We start from the raw sequence: 19505 nt of genomic DNA on the forward strand, positions 1-19505 counted from the left end.
CTGTAGGCGGAAATCGGCGCGCCGTTCACAAGGCTCTATTCGCGACAGCCGTCCCGCCAATGGAACCCTCATGCTCGTCGTGGATCCCCGGGGGTCCGCTGACCGGATATCAGGACGAGAAGTCGGGGGCTCTCTTCCGCGACGCCCATCCCGTGCGGGGGAGGAGCGCCGGACCGAGAACGGCGGATGACGCGGGGCCCGCGCGTGCTGCCCGCGACGACGGAGATCCGCGGGGCCCTATGGCCGGACGGGAATCCGCCGACTGGAAGGCAATCCGCCGACCGGACGGGAATCCGCCGACCGGACGGGAATCCGCCGACCGGACGGGAATCCGCCGACCGGACGGGAATCCGCCGGGGCCGTTCGACGTGAATGAGGAAGAGTGGAACTGTACGAGGTGCTCGGCCTGCTCCTTGCCGCCGCGGCAGCAGGCTGGGTGGACGCGGTCGTCGGCGGTGGCGGGGTCCTGCTCATCCCGGTGCTCCTGCTGGCCTTCCCCCAGTACTCGCCGGCGGTGGCGCTGGGCACGAACAAGATCGCGGCGGTCATGGGCACCACGACCGCCGCGTACATGTACCAGCGGCGCACGAAACTGGACCGCTCGGTGCTGTTGCCCGCCGCCGGGCTCGCGGTTCCCTTCGGCGCCCTCGGCGCACTGTCGGCGTCGAGCGTCCCCACGAGCTACTTCCGGCCCGTCATCATGGGCCTGCTCATCGCGGTGGCGCTCTTCGTGGCCTTCAAACCCAGCTTCGGGATGCAGCCGAGGAACATCGTCGTCACCCCGCTCCGCCGTAATGCGGCGATCCTCATCGCAGGCGTCGGGATCGGTTTCTACGACGGCATCTTCGGGCCCGGAGTGGGCACCTTTCTCATCATCTCCTTCACCACGCTCCTCGCGACGCAGTTCCTGGAGAGCGCGGCCATGGCGAAGGTGATCAACGCCTCTTCCAACCTGGGAGCCCTGGCGGTCTTCGCCTGGCAGGGAAACGTTCTGTGGGCCCTCGGTCTGGGAATGGCGGTGGGAAACATCGTCGGCGCGATGATCGGATCTCGTACAGCGATGAAGAGGGGATCCGGATTCGTGCGGGTCGTCCTGGTCCTGGTGGTCACCGGAATGGTGACGAAGATGGCTTTTGATCAGTTCGCCTGATGTTGATTGTCCAACACCGATTTCCCAACACCAATTGTCTGACACTAATTGTCCAACACCGATTGTTCGACGCCCATTATCTGACACCGATTGTCTGACACCCATTGTCTGATCCGATGCGCGTGGCACCGTCCGGGCCGATCGCGGGTTCACCGGGGAGTGCTCAACGGTGGCCGCCACGGCGGCCTCCGGCCGTCCCGACTGCCGTCTGACCCTCTGCACTCACGCTGAACTCACGGATCTCCCACGTCACTCTGCGTGAGAAGGGTATCCCTGAGGAATCTTCGTGTTTACGGCGGGAGTTCAGGGTCATGCGGAGGGCAGCAATGTTTTCGATGCGTATGAGGGTGTGAGCGGTTATGGCAGCGGACGAGAAGGCTCAGGCCACGGGTGAGCAGGCCAAGGGCAAGGTCAAGAAGGTCGTCGGCGGTGCGGTGGGCAACGAGTCCCTGCGGGCCGAGGGACGCGGCGAGGAGTCCAAGGGCGACCTGCGGGCGGCCAAGGAGAAGGTCAAGGACGCCTTCAAGGGCAAGTAGCGCACCCGGTCGATCCCGGTGATCCCGCCCGTGGGGTCGCCGGGATCACTGCTGTGCGGCGGTCCTCGATCCGCGGATGACTGCGGGCACGACTGAGGCTGCGGCAGTATCCGCGGCGGTGGCTTCGGCTGCGGCTGCGAAAATCCACCCGGGCGCATACGCGGCTCCAGCCTGGGAAACAGGGAGCCATGGATACGATCTCCTCCGTCGAGTTGGCTGCTCAGCGTCGGCGTACCGCTGAGGTCGCCGCAGAAGCGGCGCGTACAGATGTAGAGCGTGAAGCTGTGGCCGCGGTCCGCGAAGGGGAACCGGTCGAGGAAGTGGCCGAAGTCGCCGGCATCGATTCCACCGATCTGAAGCACCTGGACGAAGCCGCCGGTGAAATTCCGCCGGGCTGATCCGGAGGGCACGCGCCCCTCCACCGGTGCCGACGATCCAGAGCCGGGGCGATCCAGAGCCGGTGGGGCCGTGCATGGGACCGTTCAGCGGGAAGAGGCCGTTCCGCCCGCCGTTCCGCCGCTGTTCCGCTGTTCAGCGACCGTCGCCGTTGTGCCGCTCAGCGACCGCCCCGAGACCCGCCCGCCCGGCCTGTCGTCGGTGAACGGCCCTTTGGCAGCATGGCCTCATGAGCAAAGTCGTGAACTACAGCATGGCGAACCGTGGAGAGGTCGCCCGCTTCCTGCCCGCCCGAGACCTGAGCGCGGACGAAGCGCAGCTCCTGGACAAGATGCGGGGGAGGGCGCGGGCGCAGCAGGACGATCTCGATGCCCAAGGCGTGGACTGGGGGCTCTCGGTACAGGACGCGCTGGAGCAACTCGTCGCCGGACGCGCCGACTCCACCGCCGAGTGGGCCGGCAACGCCTACTACAAGGCCCTCCAGATCGTCATCGATCACAACGGCAGCGACATATCCACCCTGGCGAGCTATCGGAGCCCGTCCACCGTCTTCTCCAGGCTGGACGACGAGCTCAACGCGGCTGGCGTTCCGGCCGACTTGCTGCCCATCCAGTACCTCTACAGCGGCCCGCCCGCGGAGATCGGGTTCTACGTGCCCCCGCCTGCAGAGGGCTCGCCGGAAATCGGCTGCTGGCCGATGCAGAAGGCAGGACCCGCGATCGCCGCCTACCGCGAGGTGCTGGACCGGATCGACCCCGGCCTCCGGTACGAAGTGAGCGAGCTGATCGGGGCTCTCGACGGCTGGCACTCGGAGTGGGCTGCGGGGCGGGGCGCCTGGTGGTGGGCCGAGGACTGCTCGATCTTCTTCTCGATCACCGGCTGAGTAAGAGGGAAGTCGCGGGAGTGAGCGGAAACAGCCGACCCATCCGGACCGGGAGCGGGCCGTGACCGATGTGTCCGCGATCGCCGCGGAGGGCGCCACGGTCGTCCTGGACGGGACCACCCTGCTGTCGCCGACGACGTTCGCCGTGACGCCCGGCGAGTTCCGCTGCCTCACCGGCCCCAACGGCTCCGGCAGGACGACCCTTCTGTGGGCCTTCCTCGGCAGCGGCCGGCTGACGGACGGCCCTTCCCGTGGGGGCGAGGGCGTCGACCTGGCGAGGCCCCGGCACCGGCGGCTCGTGGCCTTGCTCGTCGAACGGGTGCCCGTCGCACGGGATATGACGCTGCGTGAGCAGGTGACTCTGGTCGCCGCCTCCTGGCACGACAACACCACGACGACCGCCGAGCGCGCCGAGGAGGTCATCGACCGCCTGGGCCTTCCCGCGCTGGGCGAGCGGTTTCCCGCCCAGCTCTCCTCCGGCCAGTTGTAGCTCTTCAGCCTCGCCCTGACCCTGGTCCGCCCTGCCGGTGTCGTCCTGCTCGACGAGCCCGAGCGGCACCTCGACACCGACCGCGTCGACCTCGTCGCCTCACTGCTCGCCGAGCGCGCGAAGCAGGGGACCTCGTTCCTCGTCGCCACCCATGAGGCCGCCGTGGTCGGAGCGTGCGACGGCGTCGTGGAGCTGGGATGACGACAGACAGCATCACCGCCGTCGAGGCCGAGCCCTGGGCCCGCGTTCACGCCGTACGGCATCGGTACGCCCGGTGCGGCGACCGGGCCGGCGCACACGACTGGCTGTGGGGCCAGGCTCGGACGGTGCGCGACAACCTTTCGCTCGTCGCCGCCTTGGCCGCCGCGGCTATCGCCGTCGCGCTGATCGGCCGGCCCGCGATCGTGGGCGGCCTGTGGCTGCTCTCCGGCGGGCCGGCGGTCGGCGCGGGAGTGCTCGGCCGGCCGCCTTCCGGTCCTTCCGCACAGTCGATCTCGCCCGGCTCGCCCGCGAGTCGGCGCGCGCGGCCGAGGCCCAGACCTTCGCCTGGACCGGTATGCTCCACCACGCGCTGGACCTGTACCGTCCGCAGCCGCGCGGGGCTCACCTCGGCCCTGGTGCGGCCGGACGGACGCCTGCGCGGCCACCTCGCGCAGGGGGCGGTCCGCGCGCTGCGCACGCGGGGCCGCGCGATCGCGGCTGCGGCGTTCCTGCTGCCCGGCGGCGCGGTCCTGACGCTGGGCGTCGCGGAGCCGGAGGCCCGCCTCGCGACGTTCTCCTGGGTGTTCGGGGCGGTCGCCGTGTACTGGGGGTCCGGGTGGGTCGGCGAGACCTGGCGTGGCCTGCGCGACGAGCGGACGCAGGCCCCACTGCTTGGTGAGTGGTGGGGCGGGATGCTCGCCCGCACCCTGGCCTGGCCCGTCGTCGCGGTGGCCGCCGCCGTGGGCCTGGCGAGCGGGGTCACGGCCTTGCCGCGGTGGCCGCTGCTGGACCGCCGGGCGGCCGACGCGCTGCTGCTCGTCGCGGGCTCCGTGGTGCTCGTGCTGGGCGCCAGGTTCCTGCGCGAGATGAAGATGAACCTGCCCGTCGAACTGCTGCTCCCCGTCATCACGCCCCTGGGCGACCTCTCCGGACTCCGCGTCTTCGTCTGGCAGTTCGACGGACTCGTCGTCGTGCTGATCGGCCTCCTCGTGATGAACGAGATGCCGACCGCGCCCGGCGCGGCCCTGGGCACGGCTCTCTGGTGCGGCTGGGCGGGCCTGCGCCGGACCGGGTGGGCGCGACGGTCCCTGCTCACCCGCCTCGGCCGGGGCCAAGGGGTGTCCGGGGGATCGGGGCCCCGGACATAGCCCGCCGGCGAGGGCAGCCGGCGGCCTAGCTGTCAGATGGCTCCCAGGTCGACCGTGACAGGGAATGGTGCGGCGGCCTTCACCGTGCCGGTGAACATCTCGCCGTTCCGGAGCCTTGGTGGCGGGGTCGAGGACGTAGGTGTACACGATTGGAACACCGGTGGCGGCCTGTTCAATGCGCCAGTAGAAGGGGATGCCCGCCTTGGCGTACTGGTCCACCTTCACGATCCGGTCGGTGGTCTCCGAGCCGGGCGACACCACCTCGACGACCAGGAGCACGTGCTCGGGGCGGGTGGGCGTGAGGTCGATGGTTTCCGCCTGATAGACGATGACGTCCGGACGGCGGTTGGTGAGCGGCACGTCCTGCAGGCGGACGTCGAAGTCCGTGTCGGCGTTCCAGTCCGGGCCCGCGGCGTCCAGGGCGTTGGCCAGGATGCGGGCCAGCCGGTGGTGGCGCTTGAAGGCGCTCGGGCTCGCGACGGCCGTTCCGTCCACGATCTCGACGCCGGCGCACTGCTCCTCGGACCACGAGTCGTACTGCTCCGCGCTGATCTGGGTGTGCATCAGGCAGGCGTCACCATCTCGGCGGTCATGGTGTGCCTCCTTCGAGGAGATTCCGCACGTCCGGCACTGCTTGGCTCAGCCTACGGTCCAGTGGTTCCGAGGCGCCCGCCTTCGGGGGAGGGCGATCTCTCGTCGGAGTTCGGCCGGGCGAGGAGGAATCCGTGCGGTCTCCCTGGCGGATACGGGCCCTGTGAGAGGGGGGCCGCACGAACCGGCTGGCTGGCGCGACCTCGCCCTATCTGCTTCAGCACGCTGACAATCCCGTCGACTGATGGCCCTGGACGCCGGACGCTTTCGAGGAAGCGCGACGGCGCGACGTACCCGTCCTGCTCTCGGTCGGCTACTCTGCGTGCCACTGGTGCCAGTGAACTCGCGGACCCAGTAGCCGACGGTGCTTACACGTCTCTGATGATCACGCGCTTCCCGCAGAGCTTGGACCAGTCGTCGCGGTCGGAGGTCAGAACGATCACGGGGGCTGGGAGGCGGAGCGCGAGCGCGGCAACGAGGGCGTCGATTGCGTATTTGTGCCCATGTAGCCCGCCTGCGTCCCGAAGCAGCTCCACTGCGGTCAGGGAGTCCTCTTGGCTGACTGGTTCCACCTGCAGCCGGGAGAGCAGCCACTTCAAGCGGGCAAGATTGGTCTTCCCGTGTACGGCTTCAACAATGGCCAGCGGGGACACGAGGATGGGAACCCCGACCTGCCGGGATGCCTCGATGCGAGCCGCCATACCGCGGTCGTTGCGCAGGAGCAGAGAGAGCGCCTCGGAGTCGAGCACCACCGAGCGGGCCGGCTGCTCCTTCACGCGGCGCCCCGCTCGACACCCTCGGCGTTCACGTCTCCGAACAGCTCGCGACGTGCGGCTTCGATCTCTTGCTCCGTGAGCGCACCGTGCTCCTCCTCGTGGGACGCCACGATCTCGGCGAGTCCGTCCATGGCGAGCTGATGCCTCACAGCCTCGGTGATGTAGCTGGACAATCCACGACGGCCGGTTCGGGAGCGGAGCTCGCTGACCAGCTCGGCGGGCATGGATACGGAGATGTTCTCGGTGGTTCCGGGGCGGGATGGCTTCATGGCCTTAGTGTAATACATTGTCTATTATAGAGGGGCGTGAGGGAGTGAGGGCTTCGCGAGAACAGCAGGCGGGACTGATGGAGCGGTGGTTCGTAGGGAATGGGGAGCGGAATTCCCTCCCGGCGGTGTCCGGTATTTGGTTGGGTGGGCGTCGTGTCCCTCTCGAACGGTGGATTCCACCTGCCAGTCGACGTCCGCCCAATCTGGGGGAAGCTGGGTAACGGGTCCCGGCCGCACCCCCTCATCTGTCATGCGTTGGACACTGCGGAAGTGGCGTCCCAGTTGTTCGACCTATGCCTTGGGCCCTATCTCAAGAACCGTCTGGAAGCGGCGCTGGAGCCGCTCGGGGACGCGCGGGAGTGGGCCGCGAGGTTGGCGGGACTGCACGACCTGGGCAAGTGTTCACCCACCTTCCAGGGGTTGAGAGCGGATGTCGCCAAGACGCTGCTGCCAGAGTCCGATCACGCTGCCATCGACCGGTTGCGGGCAGGACCGAGGAGTCCTGGGGCGCGGACGGATGTGGCGCACGGGCTGATCAGCGCGCTGTACGTACGGAAACTGCTGATGAAGTGGGGCGCCTCGGCGGAGACCGCCGAGTCCATCGGGGTCGTGCTTGGCGCTCACCACGGGTACGTTCCAAGCCCGGCCGATCTCCGCCAGGTCTCCTACAAGCGCGGTGCGATCGGAGGGGAGATCTGGGCCACCCGTGTGGAGGCACTGGCCGACGAGTTGTGCAGGTTGCGTCGCACCTCGGAAGGCGAGCCGAGTGCGGCCGACTGGGCACGGGTGACGATGGACGGGCCGTCGGAGGTGGCCCTCGCGGCGCTCACCTCGGTCAGCGACTGGATCGCGTCTGATCGGAGGGAGGCGGCTCACGCCGGTCCGGCCATCGACCTGGCTGCGTATGCCGCCGGAGTGATGGCTACCCAGCAACCGAAGGTCAGGTCTCTGGGCTGGGAGGCGTGCACGGCACCCGAAGACACCTCCTTCGGATCGTTGTTCCCCCAGACTTCCGAACAGCGCGACCTCCAGGCCCGGCTGGAGCAATTGGTCGCCGGTGAGCGGGGACCCGGTGTGTACCTGTTGTCCGCGCCGACCGGTGAGGGCAAAACGAAAGCGGCCCTGCAGGCTGCTGCTGCCATGATCCGTTTGCATCATCTGCGGGGATTCCACGTGGCCATGCCGACCAGGGCGAGCGGCAACCAGGCGTACGAGGTTGCCGCCGAATTGCTGAGGCCGTGGGATGGGCACGCAATAGGTCGGCTAAAGCTGTTCCACGGTGCCGCGAGCGAGTACCTGAACCGGCGGTCCGCCACCGGTCCGCCACCGTTGTGTCCCGAGTGCGTCGCGGAGGACGGCGGCTCCGGGGCATCGGAGCAGTTCGGGTGTGACAGTGACGCGCAGGCGCAGGCTCAGCTGTCCTCAAAGGCCGATCACCTGAATCCGCTGGTGGTGAGCACCGTCGATCAGGTGTTGAAGGCTGCCGTTCGCTCGGGGCACGTCTTCGTGCGGCTGGCGGGGCTCTCGGGCAAAGTGATCATCTTCGATGAGGTGCACGGCTACGACGTGCACTCGGGGGGTCTGTTCGAGACCTTGCTGTACCGATTGGGCGGGCTGCGGACACCAGTGGTGCTCCTGTCGGCGACCCTGTCGACTCGCCAACAGCACGCCATGGTGAACAGCTGGCGGGCGGGAGCCCTGGGGCTGTCGGTGGGGGAGCTGCCGGAACCCGAAGTCCCGGGGATGGCCGCCTATCCGCGGATCCTTTCCGCCGATGTCTCCGTTGGGGTCACGGTGTCCACCGTGGGCGTTACCGCCGCTCCCGTCAACCGCGATCGAGTGGTCCAGTTGCACTGGGTGGATCGGCAAGACGTCGTGGAACTCGCCTTGCGGGAGGCGCGTCGGGGGCGGAACGTCGCGATCGTGCACAACCTCGTCGGGGAGGCGGAGGGGGACTGGGAGTCGCTGCAGAGGGCGGTGGGGGACGTGGCCGGGCAGACCGTGGTGACGGAGTTGATTCACGGGCGGCTCGATCCGGCGGAGCGGCTCGCGGCGGAAGGACGCCTGCGCGCCCGCTTCGGGCCGCAGGGTTCGATGACCGCAGCGGTTGGGAGCGGGGGATCGATCGTGATCGGCACCATGGTCCTGGAGAGCAGTCTCGACCTGGACTTCGACGTGATGATCAGCGCGGTGGCACCGATCGACAGCCTGATCCAGCGTATGGGACGGATCGGGCGGCACCGGGTGGGCGCCGAACGGCCCGAAATCCGGTTCGTCCTCATCAGGGTGCCGGAGCCGCGCTCAGGACGGAAGGCGGTCAATTTCAGTTACGCCGTGAACGTGTACGACGAGGCGGTCCTTCTTCGCACGTTGGCGGTGCTGAGGGAGCGGGACGTGATCCGATGCCCCGACGAGGTACAGGAATTACTCGACAGGGTGTACGACGACGGCGAGGAACTGCGTTCCCCGCTCGGATGGGAGGAGCAGTGGGAACGTGCGGCGGCCCGGTCGGAGAGGTGCACGCCGAAGGCAGGCCGCGAGGCGCTGATGGCCCGCATCCCCATGTCACGGGGTACGAGATGGGGTCTGCGGACCCTCACGGAATTCGGTCGTGCTGGTACCGGCACACGTCAGAGCGGCCATGGAGCCGACCGGGACCGCAAGGCATGACCGCCCCCCACGGTCGGGGCGGTAGGTCATTTTCGGGCAAGCTCGCTGCCTCTTGGCCGAATGTAGGCGAGATGGCCGCGATTTCTTGAGGAACGTGTGCACGGTGCGCCGGGGTTCGCTTCACTGATCCCGCGCCGCAGTTCCAGAAGACGGAGGGGTCGAGTGACGTTCGATTTGTTGCGCGAACCCTGGCTTCCAGTGCTTCCGCTCGATTCCGACCACATGACTCAAGTGAGTCTGGTCGACCTCGTCCTCAACGCGCACCGCCACCGCCGCCTCGTCGGCAGCAGCCCGACGATGACGGCGGCGCTCCACCGGCTCGTGCTGGCCCTCCTGCACCGGGCGTTCACCCCCGATGACGACGACTGGGACGAGCTGTGGATGGCCGACCCAGCACATCTGCTCGACGAGGAAGACGAGTTCCGACGTCGGCTCGATCGCTATGTGGAGCGCACGGATTCTCGGTTCGACCTGTTCGATGCCCACCGGCCGTTCCTGCAGTGCCCGGATCTCGCGAGGCGTCCCTCATGGAATCCCGCCAAGGATGCCGAACCACACCAGAGCACCGCCGTCCTCGTCGCGCCGTGGGCCACCGGCAACAACCGCACCCTTTTCGACCACACCACCGCCACCGAACGGCCGGAACTGTCACCAGCCGAGGCCGCGCGCTGGCTGGTCACGTTGCAGGCGTACGACACAGGTGGGCAGAAGACCGGATACGAGAAGAGCCCGGCCTCTTCCCAGACCTCTCTGGGCAGCTACTTCGGATGCGCTCTCCTGGAGGGGGACACGCTCCGCAGGACCCTTCTGCTCAACCTCGTCGCGTACCGGCCCGACGAAGGGCGTCCGACCGGTACCGGCCCTGCGGATCGGCCCGCCTGGGAGGACGACGAGGTGCACCGGCCCGATCCGGGCCCGCCGCGTCCACCTCTGGGGCTCACCGACGCCTTGACCTGGCCGTCGCGGCGGGTGCTGCTCTTCCGCGGCCGGGAGGCCACGGCGGCTTCGGTCGTGGGTGTGCTGCGCACTCCGGGGACCCGTCTCGACGGTGACTTGTCCCAGGACGTGGAGCCCATGGCCGCCTTCCGCGAACGGTGGATCTCGGATTCCAAGCCGGCCCGCACCGTGCCCGTTCGGCTGGAGGGGGTGCGCGGCGTGTGGCAGTACACGCAGGAGTTGTTGTTGCCGGAGGTCGCGCGCTGGAGCCGCTCCGGCCGTAAGTACCAGGGCAAGGCGGGGGAGAAGAAGCTCGCCTCGAAGAACAAGCTCGTTCCCTCACTGGTTCCCGGAGCCGAGCCCGCCCGGTTGCGACCTCTCGCGGTGTCCAGGGTGGACGGTTCGCACGTCATCCCCGACTCGACGGTGTTCACGCTGCGGGTCTTCGGACAGGAGTTGGGGAAGAACGGCGGGAACATCGTCGCGTGGTACGAGGAGGAGGTTCCGGCCCCCGTCGCCCTGATGCGGGCTCGTGATCGCCGTATCGGGTACGTCATCGGAGAAGCCGTCGCCTATGCCGACAACCTTGGTAACGCCCTGCGCGTGATGGAGACGACCTACGGCCAGAGTTTCGCCCCTGCGTCCTCCGGCCGTCGCGGAAAGCCGTCTGCGGCCTTGCGGCGCACGGCTCTGGAAATCGACTTCTGGCCGAGGGTGGCTGAGCCCTTCAACGAACTCGTTCGGCGTCTCGGCGTCTCGGTGGGTTCGGACGCCGAGATCGAACAGGCCGCGACTGAATGGGCGGACGTCGTTCACGGCACTGCTGGCCGGGCCGCTCGACGCTGGGCGGAGGACGTCGGACGACGAGACCGTGAGCTCTTGGCGGCCGGTGAGAGCTACACGCACTACCTCCGTGCCGCCATGTGGCTCCGCGACCGTCACCGCGAGAACCTCGCCCAGTACACGGAGGACTCATGAGCTGTCGAACACGGACGACGAGAATCGACGCGAGGAGGAGCACCCGATGACGGTACGGACCGAGCTCCGTGAGGAACGGCGGACTCGGCGTGACGCGTTCGTCTCCCACCTGCACTCCCTCGCGACGGCGCGGGAATCGGACGCCACGCATCTGGTGGCCCGAGGGCGTGCGGAGCTCGCTGTGCTGCGCCGGGGCTTCAGCGGCGGGCGACACCAGGCGCAGGCGTACGGGATCGTCGCGCCGTACGGCCCGCCGGAAGAGGAGCAGGGCGTCTGGCTGCTGGTGAGCGGTCTCTTCGCCCTGCACCCTCTGCCCCGCTCGCTGAGCGGATCACACGCACCGACCCTCGCCCGTTCTCTCGGGGCTCTCGCACGGACGAAGGGGAGTTCCGTCGAGCGCCGCTTCACCGAACTCGTTTCCGTGGAGGGCGCGGCCCTGGAACACCAGGTGCGCCAGGCTGTGCGACTCCTGCGCGCCAGCCATGCGCCTTTGAACTACGGACGGCTCCTCGACGATCTCGTCGTCCTCCTCTCGACGGACCAGACGGATCACCGGGTGAAGGAGCGGCAACGCGTGCGACTGCGCTGGATCAGTGACTACCACCATCATCCGGTCGCCCGGCCCCGGAGGGCGGACGACGAGCCGGGCGGCGACCCTGGCACCCCGCTCGACCAGGCCCCCGATTCGACCACTCAGGATGACGAATGATCATTGAGCTCCACCTGCTCCAGTCCTTCCCGGTCAGCAACCTCAACCGGGACGACATCGGACAGCCGAAGACAGTGCGGTTCGGCGGGGTCACCCGGGCCCGGATCTCCAGCCAGTCACTGAAACGGGCGGCACGCGAGCTGTTCACCTCACACGGCCTGGAAACGGGTGACATCGGGCGGCGGACGAAGCAACTGCCGGAACGGGCCGGCATTCTCCTCGCTGAGCGCGGCAAGTGCGAGGTGGGCAGGGCGCAGCTGGTGGCCCAAGAGGCGCTGGCGGCGTTCGGATTTGGGGTGACCGAGGACCGGGGGCGGTCCGAGTACCTGTTGTACGTGGGACCGGCTGCCGTGGAGCATCTCGCGGACTACTGCGAGAAGCGCTGGGACATCCTGGAAAAGGCGCTGGAAAAGGAGGAGAAGCGCAAGGCGGACGCGAAGAAGGCGTCACGGACCAAGGTCAAGCCGACGCAGAAGGAGCTCATTGAAGCGCGGAAGGTCTTCGACTCCTCCCGGGTCGCCGACATCGCGCTCTTCGGCCGGATGATCGCCGACAACCAGGACTTCTCCGTGATCTCCGCCAGCCAGGTCGCCCACAGCATCTCCACCCACGCCGTGGCCAACGAGTTCGACTTCTACACGGCCATGGACGACATGCGTCCGGCCGAGGAACCCGCCGCGGACATGATGGGCACCATCGACTACAACGCGGCTTGCTACTACCGCTACGCCAACCTGGACACCGACCGTCTGCTCCGCAACCTCTTCGGTGAGGAATCGGTGCCCCCGGAGGAACTCGCCGCCGAGGACAAGGCGCTCTTGGTCCGCAGTGTCCGGGCATGGCTTCGGGCCTTCGTCCACGCCGTCCCGCGCGGCAAGCAGAACTCCATGGCCGCGCCGACGGTCCCCGACGTCCTGTTGGGAGTCGCACGCACGGACGGGGCGTGGAGCCTCGCTAACGCGTTCCTCTCGCCCGTCGGCGACGTTGCGGACCTGATGGGCGCGTCCGCCCGGCGCATGGCGGGTTACTTCGATCAGATCCGTGACTTCTATGGGGACGAGGAGCTGCGCGGCGTGCACTACGGCTCCCTTGATCCGAGCGGAGGGCTCTCCGACCGCCAACCACGTGGTTGTCAGGAGGCGAAGGGCATCGATGCCTTCGTCGAGGGGCTCATCGGCTCGGCCGGTCTCTGAGGAGCAGTGCGGTGACGTCCACCCTGATTCTGTGCCTCGACGCTCCCATGCAGTCCTGGGGCGTCTCCTCCCGCTTCGACCGCCGGGACACGGCCCGTGAACCGACGAAGTCCGGCATCGTCGGTCTGCTCGCGTCGGCCCTCGGCGTGGCGAGGGACGACGATGATCGCGTTCGGGAACTCGCCGCACTGTCGATGGGCGTTCGGGTGGACCGCGAAGGCGAGCTGGAACGCGACTTCCACACCGTTTCCAACGTACCCAACACCGAAGGCGGTGCGGGAGCCACCGTCGTCAGCGAGCGGTTCTACCTGTCGGGGGCACTCTTCCTCGTGGTTCTCGAAGGAGCGGACGAGGAGGTGCGCGGCCTGTACCGGGCCCTGAGACGTCCTCGATGGCCCCTGTTCCTCGGCCGCAAGGCATTCCCGCCCGGTACTCCCGTCGTACACCCGGACGAGAGCCGTGCGGTACACGACGGTCACGTGGACGACGTGCTGGAGGGCCATCCTTGGCTGGAGACACGTCCAGCGCCGCTGCGCCGTGCACGCGAGCGCCTGGACGCGGGTACACCGCTGCACCTGCGGACCGTGCGCGACACCGTGCCCGTGTTCGTAGGAGCCGAGTTGCGCCACGATCACCCGATCTCATTCTCGGCACGGCGGCGGCACGGTACGCGCGCGGTACGTGTCGGTCACGTCCCTCTGACCGCTCCGATGCTCCCACGACAGCCGGAGGCCACCTCGAAGTCCGAACAGGTGGGAACAGCATGAGCCTCTGGCTGACCCGGTTGACCCCCGACCTGCGCAGAGGGGACGTGTTGAACGACCTGAATGACGCCCACTTGATGCACCGCCGCGTCATGTCCCTCTTCCCCGACCGCCTCTCCGACACCCCCCGCAGCGATGTGGGTGCCCTCTACCGGACGGAGCCCGTGCGAGACGCGGTACAGGTCCTCGTGCAGAGCCACGTGCAGCCCGAGATCGGACACCTGCCCGAGGGGTACGCCGAGACGGGGGTGCTGCACCTGAAGTCGTACCTCGACACGCTCGCGGGGGGCATGCGGGTGCGCTATCGAATCGCTGCCAACCCTTCGAAACAGCTGGCCGTTCCCTCGGCGGGAGGCGGCCGGGTCGGGCAGCGGGTGGCCTTGCACGGGGAGGCCGCCGAGGAGTGGTGGAGGTTGCGTGCGGTTAAGGCGGGGCTCAGTCTTCAGTCCGGGCTCGTGACCCCCCGGCATCCGCTCGTCAGTCGACTCCGCGCACGCGCGGGCCTCCGATTTCACCTCGCACAGTTCGACGGGGAGGCGGAGATCCACGACGTGTCCGCCCTTCGGCGAGCCATGTGGGAGGGAATCGGAAGAGGCAAGTCCTACGGCTGCGGGCTGTTGAGCATCCTGCCGATCCGGCAACCCGCCAGTGAGCCTGCCGAACACGGACGCCCCCGCGCTTGACCGCGGCACGCCGTTCCTGACTGGCGGGTGGGGTGCAGCGGGCGGAGGCATAGGTTGGTGGGATGCCGAATCGACTCGTGGGGGAGACCTCCCCCTATCTGTTGCAGCACGCCGACAATCCCGTCGACTGGTGGCCCTGGTCGCCCGAGGCGTTCGAGGAGGCCAGGAAGCGGGATGTGCCCGTGCTGCTCAGCGTCGGGTATGCCAGTTGCCACTGGTGCCACGTCATGGCGCACGAGTCGTTCGAGGACGAGACCGTGGCCGCCTACCTCAACGAGCACTTCGTCTCCGTCAAGGTCGACCGTGAGGAGCGGCCCGACGTCGACGCCGTGTACATGGAGGCCGTGCAGGCGGCCACCGGGCACGGTGGGTGGCCCATGACCGTCTTCCTCACGCCGGACGCCGAACCCTTCTACTTCGGTACGTACTTCCCGCCCGAGCCCCGCCACGGCTCGCCCTCCTTCCAGCAGGTGCTCGAAGGGGTGAGCGCCGCGTGGACCGATCGGCGCGACGAGGTCGGCGAGGTCGCCGGGCGGATCGTCGCGGATCTCGCCGGGCGGTCGCTGGTCCATGGCGGGGACGGGGTTCCGGGGGAGTCGGAGGTCGCGCAGGCGCTGCTGGGGCTGACCCGGGAGTACGACGAGCAGCACGGCGGGTTCGGGGGCGCGCCCAAGTTCCCGCCGTCCATGGCTGTGGAGTTCCTGTTGCGGCATTACGCCCGTACCGGGTCCGAGGGTGCGCTCCAGATGGCCGCCGACACCTGTTCGGCCATGGCCCGGGGCGGGATCTACGACCAGCTCGGCGGCGGGTTCGCGCGCTACTCCGTGGACCGGGAGTGGGTCGTCCCGCACTTCGAGAAGATGCTCTACGACAACGCCCTGCTGTGCCGCGTGTACGCCCATCTCTGGCGCACCACCGGGTCCGCCGAAGCCCGGCGGATCGCCCTGGAGACCGCCGACTTCATGGTGCGGGAGCTCCGTACCGCCGAGGGCGGCTTCGCCTCCGCGCTCGACGCCGACAGCGAGGACGCGGACGGCAAGCACGTCGAGGGCGCGTTCTACGTGTGGACGCCGGCGCAGCTGCGCGAGGTGCTCGGCGAGGAGGACGGGGCCTTCGCCGCCGCGTACTTCGGCGTCACCGAGGAGGGCACCTTCGAGGAGGGGGCCTCCGTCCTCCAGCTCCCGGGCGAGGCGCGGCCCGTGGACGCCGGACGCGTCGCCGACGTACGGGCCCGGCTGCTGGCGGCCCGCGAGGAGCGGCCGCGTCCGGGGCGGGACGACAAGGTGGTCGCCGCCTGGAACGGGCTCGCCGTCGCCGCCCTCGCCGAGACCGGGGCCTACTTCGACCGGCCCGACCTCGTCGAGCGCGCCACCGAGGCCGCCGACCTGCTGGTCCGGGTGCACCTGGGCGAGGTGGCCCGGCTGACCCGCACCTCCAAGGACGGGCGCGCGGGCGACAACGCCGGGGTGCTGGAGGACTACGGCGATGTGGCCGAGGGGTTCCTCGCGCTGGCCGCGGTGACGGGGGAAGGGGCCTGGCTGGAGTTCGCCGGGTTCCTGCTGGACATCGTGCTGGAGCAGTTCACCGGCGAGGGCGGGCAGCTCTACGACACCGCCCATGAGGCGGAGAAGCTGATCCGGAGGCCGCAGGATCCGACCGACAGCGCCACCCCGGCCGGGTGGACGGCGGCTGCGGGCGCTCTGCTCTCGTACGCCGCGTACACCGCATCCGAGCCCCATCGCACCGCTGCCGAGGGCGCACTCGGCGTGGTGAAGGCGCTCGGCCCGCGCGCCCCCCGGTTCATCGGCTGGGGCCTCGCCGTGGCGGAGGCGCTGCTGGACGGGCCCCGCGAGGTGGCCGTCGCCGGACCGGTCGGCGGTGAGCTGCACCGTACGGCGCTGCTGGGACGCGCGCCGGGTGCGGTCGTCGCCGCGGGCGAGGGGCCGGGCGCGGGGGCCGAATTCCCGCTGCTGGTGGACCGGCCGCTGGTCGGCGGCGCGCCGACCGCGTACGTCTGCCGGCATTTCGTCTGCGACGCGCCGACCACGGACGCGGGGGAGCTGGCGGCGAAGCTGGGCGGCTGAGGGCCGTGGAGCAGGCGTGAGGGGCCGGTCGCCGCGTGCGGCCGGCCCCTCACACGTGCCCGTAAGGACTCCCGTACGGCTATCCGTGCTGGTACGCCACCAGGGAGATGCCCACGTAGTGCGCCACGAACGCCGCCAGGGTCAGCGAGTGGAACACCTCGTGGAAGCCGAACCAGCGCGGCGACGGGTTCGGCTTCTTGATCCCGTAGATCACGCCGCCCGCGCTGTAGAGCAGCCCGCCGACGACGACCAGCACCAGGACCGCAATGCCGCCCGTCCGCATGAAGTCGGGCAGGAAGAAGACCGCCGCCCAGCCCATCGCGATGTAGCACGGCGTGTAGAGCCAGCGCGGTGCGCCGACCCAGAAGACCCGGAAGGCGATGCCCGCCGCCGCTGCCGCCCAGACCGCCCACAGCAGGGGCCGTCCGGTGGATTCGGGCAGGAGCAGCAGGGTCAGCGGGGTATAGGTCCCCGCGATGATCAGGAAGATGTTGGCGTGGTCCAGGCGGCGGAGCACCGCCTCCCCGCGCGGGCCCCAGGTGCCGCGGTGGTAGACCGCGCTGACGCCGAAGAGCAGACAGGCGGTCGCGATGTAGACGGCGCACGCGATCCGGCCGCGGGTGCTGTCGGTGAGGGCGATCAGGGTGATCCCGGCGATCAGCACCGCGGGGAACATTCCGGCGTGCAGCCAGCCGCGCATCCGCGGCTTGACGGGGACGGGGTCGACGAGTTCGACGGGGCCGGTCGTCGGCTCGGCAGGTCCCGTCGTGGTGGCCTCGGCAGTTCCTGTGGTCGCTGCGGCAGCGGCGGCGTCAGTCATATCCGCATGTTACCTACGCAACCGTAGGTAACGAATATGAGTGGCCATGCTCACGTGTGCGGCCCCCTGGACATATGGGCGGATCAGTCGGATGATCAAATGAGTGCGGTCGGCACCGGATGAGCGCCAGGGGATCGAAGGGTACGAAGCATCCGGGTCGCAGCCCCCACGGGGCACCTGACAACACATACCCTCAACAAGGAGCGATCGTGGCGCGCGACATCGCGGCTCCCCTCACTGTCCCCACCCACCACCAGGAGCTGGTCTCCTGGGTCGACGAGATCGCAGCCATCACCCTGCCCGACCGGGTGGTCTGGTGCGACGGCTCCGAGGCCGAGTACGAGCGCCTGTGCGGGGAGCTCGTCGCCAAGGGCACGTTCACCAAGCTGGACGAGATCAAGCGGCCGAACTCGTACTACGCCGCGTCCGACCCGAGCGATGTCGCCCGCGTCGAGGACCGTACGTTCATCTGCTCCAAGGAGGAGAAGGACGCGGGTCCGACCAACCACTGGAAGGATCCCGCCGAGATGCGGGAGATCTTCACGGGGCAGGAAGGTGTCTTCCGCGGGTCCATGCGCGGGCGCACCATGTACGTCGTGCCCTTCTGTATGGGCCCGGTCGGCTCGCCCCTCTCCGCCATCGGCGTCGAGATCACCGACTCCGCGTACGTCGCCGTCTCCATGCGCACCATGACCCGGATGGGTCAGCCGGTCCTGGACGAGCTGGGCACGGACGGCTTCTTCGTGAAGGCCGTCCACACCCTCGGCGCCCCGCTGGCCGAGGTTCCCCAAGCTCTCGGCTCCGCTCGAGCAGGGGAGGCCCCATTGGAAGACGTCCCGTGGCCCTGCAACACCACCAAGTACATCTCGCACTTCCCCGAGGACCGCGAGATCTGGTCGTACGGGTCCGGCTACGGCGGCAACGCCCTGCTCGGCAAGAAGTGCTACGCGCTGCGCATCGCCTCCGTGATGGCCCGCGACGAGGGCTGGCTCGCCGAGCACATGCTCATCCTGAAGCTCACGCCGCCGCGCGGGGAGTCCAAGTACGTCGCGGCCGCGTTCCCGTCCGCCTGCGGCAAGACCAACCTCGCCATGCTGGAGCCGACCATCCCCGGCTGGACCGTGGAGACCATCGGCGACGACATCGCCTGGATGCGGTTCGGTGAGGACGGCAGGCTCTACGCGATCAACCCCGAGGCCGGGTTCTTCGGCGTCGCGCCCGGCACCGGCGAGCACACCAACGCCAACGCCATGAAGACCATGTGGGGCAACTCCGTCTTCACCAACGTCGCGCTCACCGACGACGGCGACGTCTGGTGGGAGGGCATGACCGAGGAGCCGCCCGCGCACCTCACGGACTGGAAGGGCAACGACTGGACCCCCGAGTCCTCCACGCCCGCCGCCCACCCCAACGCCCGCTTCACCGTCCCGGCCGGACAGTGCCCGATCATCGCGCCCGAGTGGGAGGACCCCAAGGGCGTGCCGATCTCCGCGATCCTCTTCGGCGGCCGCCGCGCCTCGGCCGTACCGCTGGTCACCGAGTCCTTCGACTGGCAGCACGGCGTCTTCCTCGGAGCCAACGTCGCCTCCGAGAAGACCGCCGCCGCCGAGGGCAAGGTCGGTGAGCTGCGCCGCGACCCGTTCGCCATGCTGCCGTTCTGCGGCTACAACATGGGCGACTACATGAACCACTGGGTCAAGGTCGGCGCGGACAAGGCCGACCAGTCGAAGCTGCCGAAGATCTACTACGTGAACTGGTTCCGCAAGAACGAGGCGGGCACGTTCGTGTGGCCCGGCTTCGGCGAGAACAGCCGCGTCCTGAAGTGGATCGTGGAGCGCCTGGAGGGCAAGGGCGAGGGCGTCGAGACCCCGATCGGCATCCTGCCGGCCAAGGGCGCGCTCGACACCGAGGGCCTGGACCTCGCCGAGTCCGACCTCGACTTCCTGCTCACGGTCGACAAGGAGGTCTGGCGCGAGGAGGCCGCCCTGGTCCCCGAGCACCTCAACACCTTCGGGGACCACACGCCCAAGGAGCTGTGGGACGAGTACCGCGCGCTGGTGGAGCGCCTGGGCTGACGCCCGTTGCCGGGGGCGCGTCGGCGTCCCCGGCCCGAAACCCCCGCGGCCGGGTCCATCGGACGTCCGCCCTGACCTGTGGAAGCGACGACCCGCCGCGGTCCGGCCCCCGGAACCCCCTCACGGTTCCGGGGGCCGCCCCCTTTTCGCCGC

18 protein-coding genes and 2 pseudogenes are annotated in these 19505 nt (G+C 69.1%); 16 read left to right on the forward strand and 4 right to left on the reverse strand.

Translation table 11 applies throughout. From position 1 onward, the window contains the following. The first annotated feature begins 382 nt into the window (after nt 1–382). The 7 genes from ACLJPL_RS19410 (at nt 383) to ACLJPL_RS19440 (ending at nt 4804) form a co-directional block, all read left to right on the forward strand. Nucleotides 383–1150, forward strand: coding sequence for a sulfite exporter TauE/SafE family protein (locus ACLJPL_RS19410; protein WP_411082076.1), 768 nt, complete (start codon nt 383–385; stop codon nt 1148–1150). Between the two features lie 359 nt (nt 1151–1509). Then, entirely contained in the window at nt 1510–1686 is a 177-nt protein-coding gene (locus ACLJPL_RS19415; RefSeq protein ID WP_411082077.1) for a CsbD family protein, read from the forward strand. 188 nt (nt 1687–1874) lie between these two features. Further along, entirely contained in the window at nt 1875–2084 is a 210-nt protein-coding gene (locus tag ACLJPL_RS19420; RefSeq protein WP_411082078.1) for a hypothetical protein, read from the forward strand. A gap of 227 nt (nt 2085–2311) precedes the next feature. Further along, the gene (locus ACLJPL_RS19425) at nt 2312–2965 is read left to right on the forward strand and encodes a hypothetical protein (RefSeq protein ID WP_411082079.1); all 654 of its coding nucleotides are present in this window, start codon (nt 2312–2314) and stop codon (nt 2963–2965) included. A gap of 61 nt (nt 2966–3026) precedes the next feature. Beyond that, nucleotides 3027–3455, forward strand: coding sequence for an ATP-binding cassette domain-containing protein (locus ACLJPL_RS19430; protein ID WP_411082080.1), 429 nt, complete (start codon nt 3027–3029; stop codon nt 3453–3455). 15 nt (nt 3456–3470) lie between these two features. Next, on the forward strand, nt 3471–3656 hold the full coding sequence (locus ACLJPL_RS19435) for an AAA family ATPase (RefSeq protein WP_411082152.1): 186 nt from the start codon (nt 3471–3473) through the stop codon (nt 3654–3656). Further along, nucleotides 3653–4804 (forward strand): hypothetical protein, encoded by a 1152-nt coding sequence (locus ACLJPL_RS19440; RefSeq protein ID WP_411082081.1) that lies wholly within the window; start codon nt 3653–3655, stop codon nt 4802–4804. Before ACLJPL_RS19435 ends, ACLJPL_RS19440 begins: the two co-directional genes overlap by 4 nt. A gap of 32 nt (nt 4805–4836) precedes the next feature. On the opposite strand, the pseudogene ACLJPL_RS19445 reads toward ACLJPL_RS19440, so the two are convergent. Next, nucleotides 4837–5397 (reverse strand): annotated as a pseudogene (locus ACLJPL_RS19445) (Uma2 family endonuclease). Between the two features lie 186 nt (nt 5398–5583). Between ACLJPL_RS19445 and ACLJPL_RS19450 the strand changes: the two are divergent. Beyond that, nucleotides 5584–5730 (forward strand): annotated as a pseudogene (locus tag ACLJPL_RS19450) (DUF255 domain-containing protein); the annotation flags it as partial. 33 nt (nt 5731–5763) lie between these two features. On the opposite strand, the gene ACLJPL_RS19455 reads toward ACLJPL_RS19450, so the two are convergent. Together ACLJPL_RS19455 and ACLJPL_RS19460 are read right to left on the reverse strand one after the other, a co-directional pair. Further along, nucleotides 5764–6171 carry a PIN domain-containing protein gene (locus ACLJPL_RS19455; RefSeq protein WP_411082082.1) on the reverse strand — a complete coding sequence of 136 codons (408 nt, stop codon included), beginning with the start codon at nt 6169–6171 and terminating at the stop codon, nt 5764–5766. After that, entirely contained in the window at nt 6168–6440 is a 273-nt protein-coding gene (locus ACLJPL_RS19460) for a hypothetical protein (RefSeq protein ID WP_411082083.1), read from the reverse strand. Before ACLJPL_RS19460 ends, ACLJPL_RS19455 begins: the two co-directional genes overlap by 4 nt. A 99-nt stretch (nt 6441–6539) precedes the next feature. Between ACLJPL_RS19460 and cas3 the strand changes: the two genes are divergently transcribed. From cas3 to ACLJPL_RS19495, 7 genes are all read left to right on the forward strand, one after another. Further along, the gene (cas3, locus tag ACLJPL_RS19465) at nt 6540–9110 is read left to right on the forward strand and encodes a CRISPR-associated helicase Cas3' (protein ID WP_411082084.1); all 2571 of its coding nucleotides are present in this window, start codon (nt 6540–6542) and stop codon (nt 9108–9110) included. 96 nt (nt 9111–9206) lie between these two features. Then, nucleotides 9207–11024: a type I-E CRISPR-associated protein Cse1/CasA gene (casA, locus tag ACLJPL_RS19470; RefSeq protein WP_411082085.1), complete on the forward strand. Its 1818-nt coding sequence runs from the start codon at nt 9207–9209 to the stop codon at nt 11022–11024. A gap of 46 nt (nt 11025–11070) precedes the next feature. Continuing rightward, nucleotides 11071–11733 carry a type I-E CRISPR-associated protein Cse2/CasB gene (gene casB / locus ACLJPL_RS19475; RefSeq protein WP_411082086.1) on the forward strand — a complete coding sequence of 221 codons (663 nt, stop codon included), beginning with the start codon at nt 11071–11073 and terminating at the stop codon, nt 11731–11733. After that, on the forward strand, nt 11730–12926 hold the full coding sequence (gene cas7e / locus ACLJPL_RS19480; RefSeq protein ID WP_411082087.1) for a type I-E CRISPR-associated protein Cas7/Cse4/CasC: 1197 nt from the start codon (nt 11730–11732) through the stop codon (nt 12924–12926). Before casB ends, cas7e begins: the two co-directional genes overlap by 4 nt. Before the next feature lie 11 nt (nt 12927–12937). Beyond that, on the forward strand, nt 12938–13693 hold the full coding sequence (cas5e, locus tag ACLJPL_RS19485; RefSeq protein WP_411082088.1) for a type I-E CRISPR-associated protein Cas5/CasD: 756 nt from the start codon (nt 12938–12940) through the stop codon (nt 13691–13693). Then, a complete protein-coding gene (gene cas6e, locus ACLJPL_RS19490; RefSeq protein ID WP_411082089.1) occupies nt 13690–14373 on the forward strand; it encodes a type I-E CRISPR-associated protein Cas6/Cse3/CasE in 684 nt (227 codons plus the stop codon). The genes cas5e and cas6e overlap by 4 nt, the downstream gene beginning before the upstream one ends. Before the next feature lie 62 nt (nt 14374–14435). Beyond that, nucleotides 14436–16457, forward strand: a complete 2022-nt coding sequence (locus tag ACLJPL_RS19495; protein ID WP_411082090.1) for a thioredoxin domain-containing protein — start codon at nt 14436–14438, stop codon at nt 16455–16457. A gap of 79 nt (nt 16458–16536) precedes the next feature. Here ACLJPL_RS19495 and trhA read toward each other — a convergent pair whose 3' ends face one another. Beyond that, nucleotides 16537–17277: a PAQR family membrane homeostasis protein TrhA gene (trhA, locus tag ACLJPL_RS19500; RefSeq protein ID WP_411082091.1), complete on the reverse strand. Its 741-nt coding sequence runs from the start codon at nt 17275–17277 to the stop codon at nt 16537–16539. Nucleotides 17278–17486: 209 nt separating this feature from the next. Between trhA and ACLJPL_RS19505 the strand changes: the two genes are divergently transcribed. After that, nucleotides 17487–19352, forward strand: a complete 1866-nt coding sequence (locus tag ACLJPL_RS19505; protein ID WP_411082092.1) for a phosphoenolpyruvate carboxykinase (GTP) — start codon at nt 17487–17489, stop codon at nt 19350–19352. The last annotated feature ends 153 nt before the right edge of the window (nt 19353–19505 follow it).

Origin of the sequence: Streptomyces sp. cmx-18-6, assembly GCF_046548915.1 — a bacterium.
Classification (GTDB): domain Bacteria; phylum Actinomycetota; class Actinomycetes; order Streptomycetales; family Streptomycetaceae; genus Streptomyces.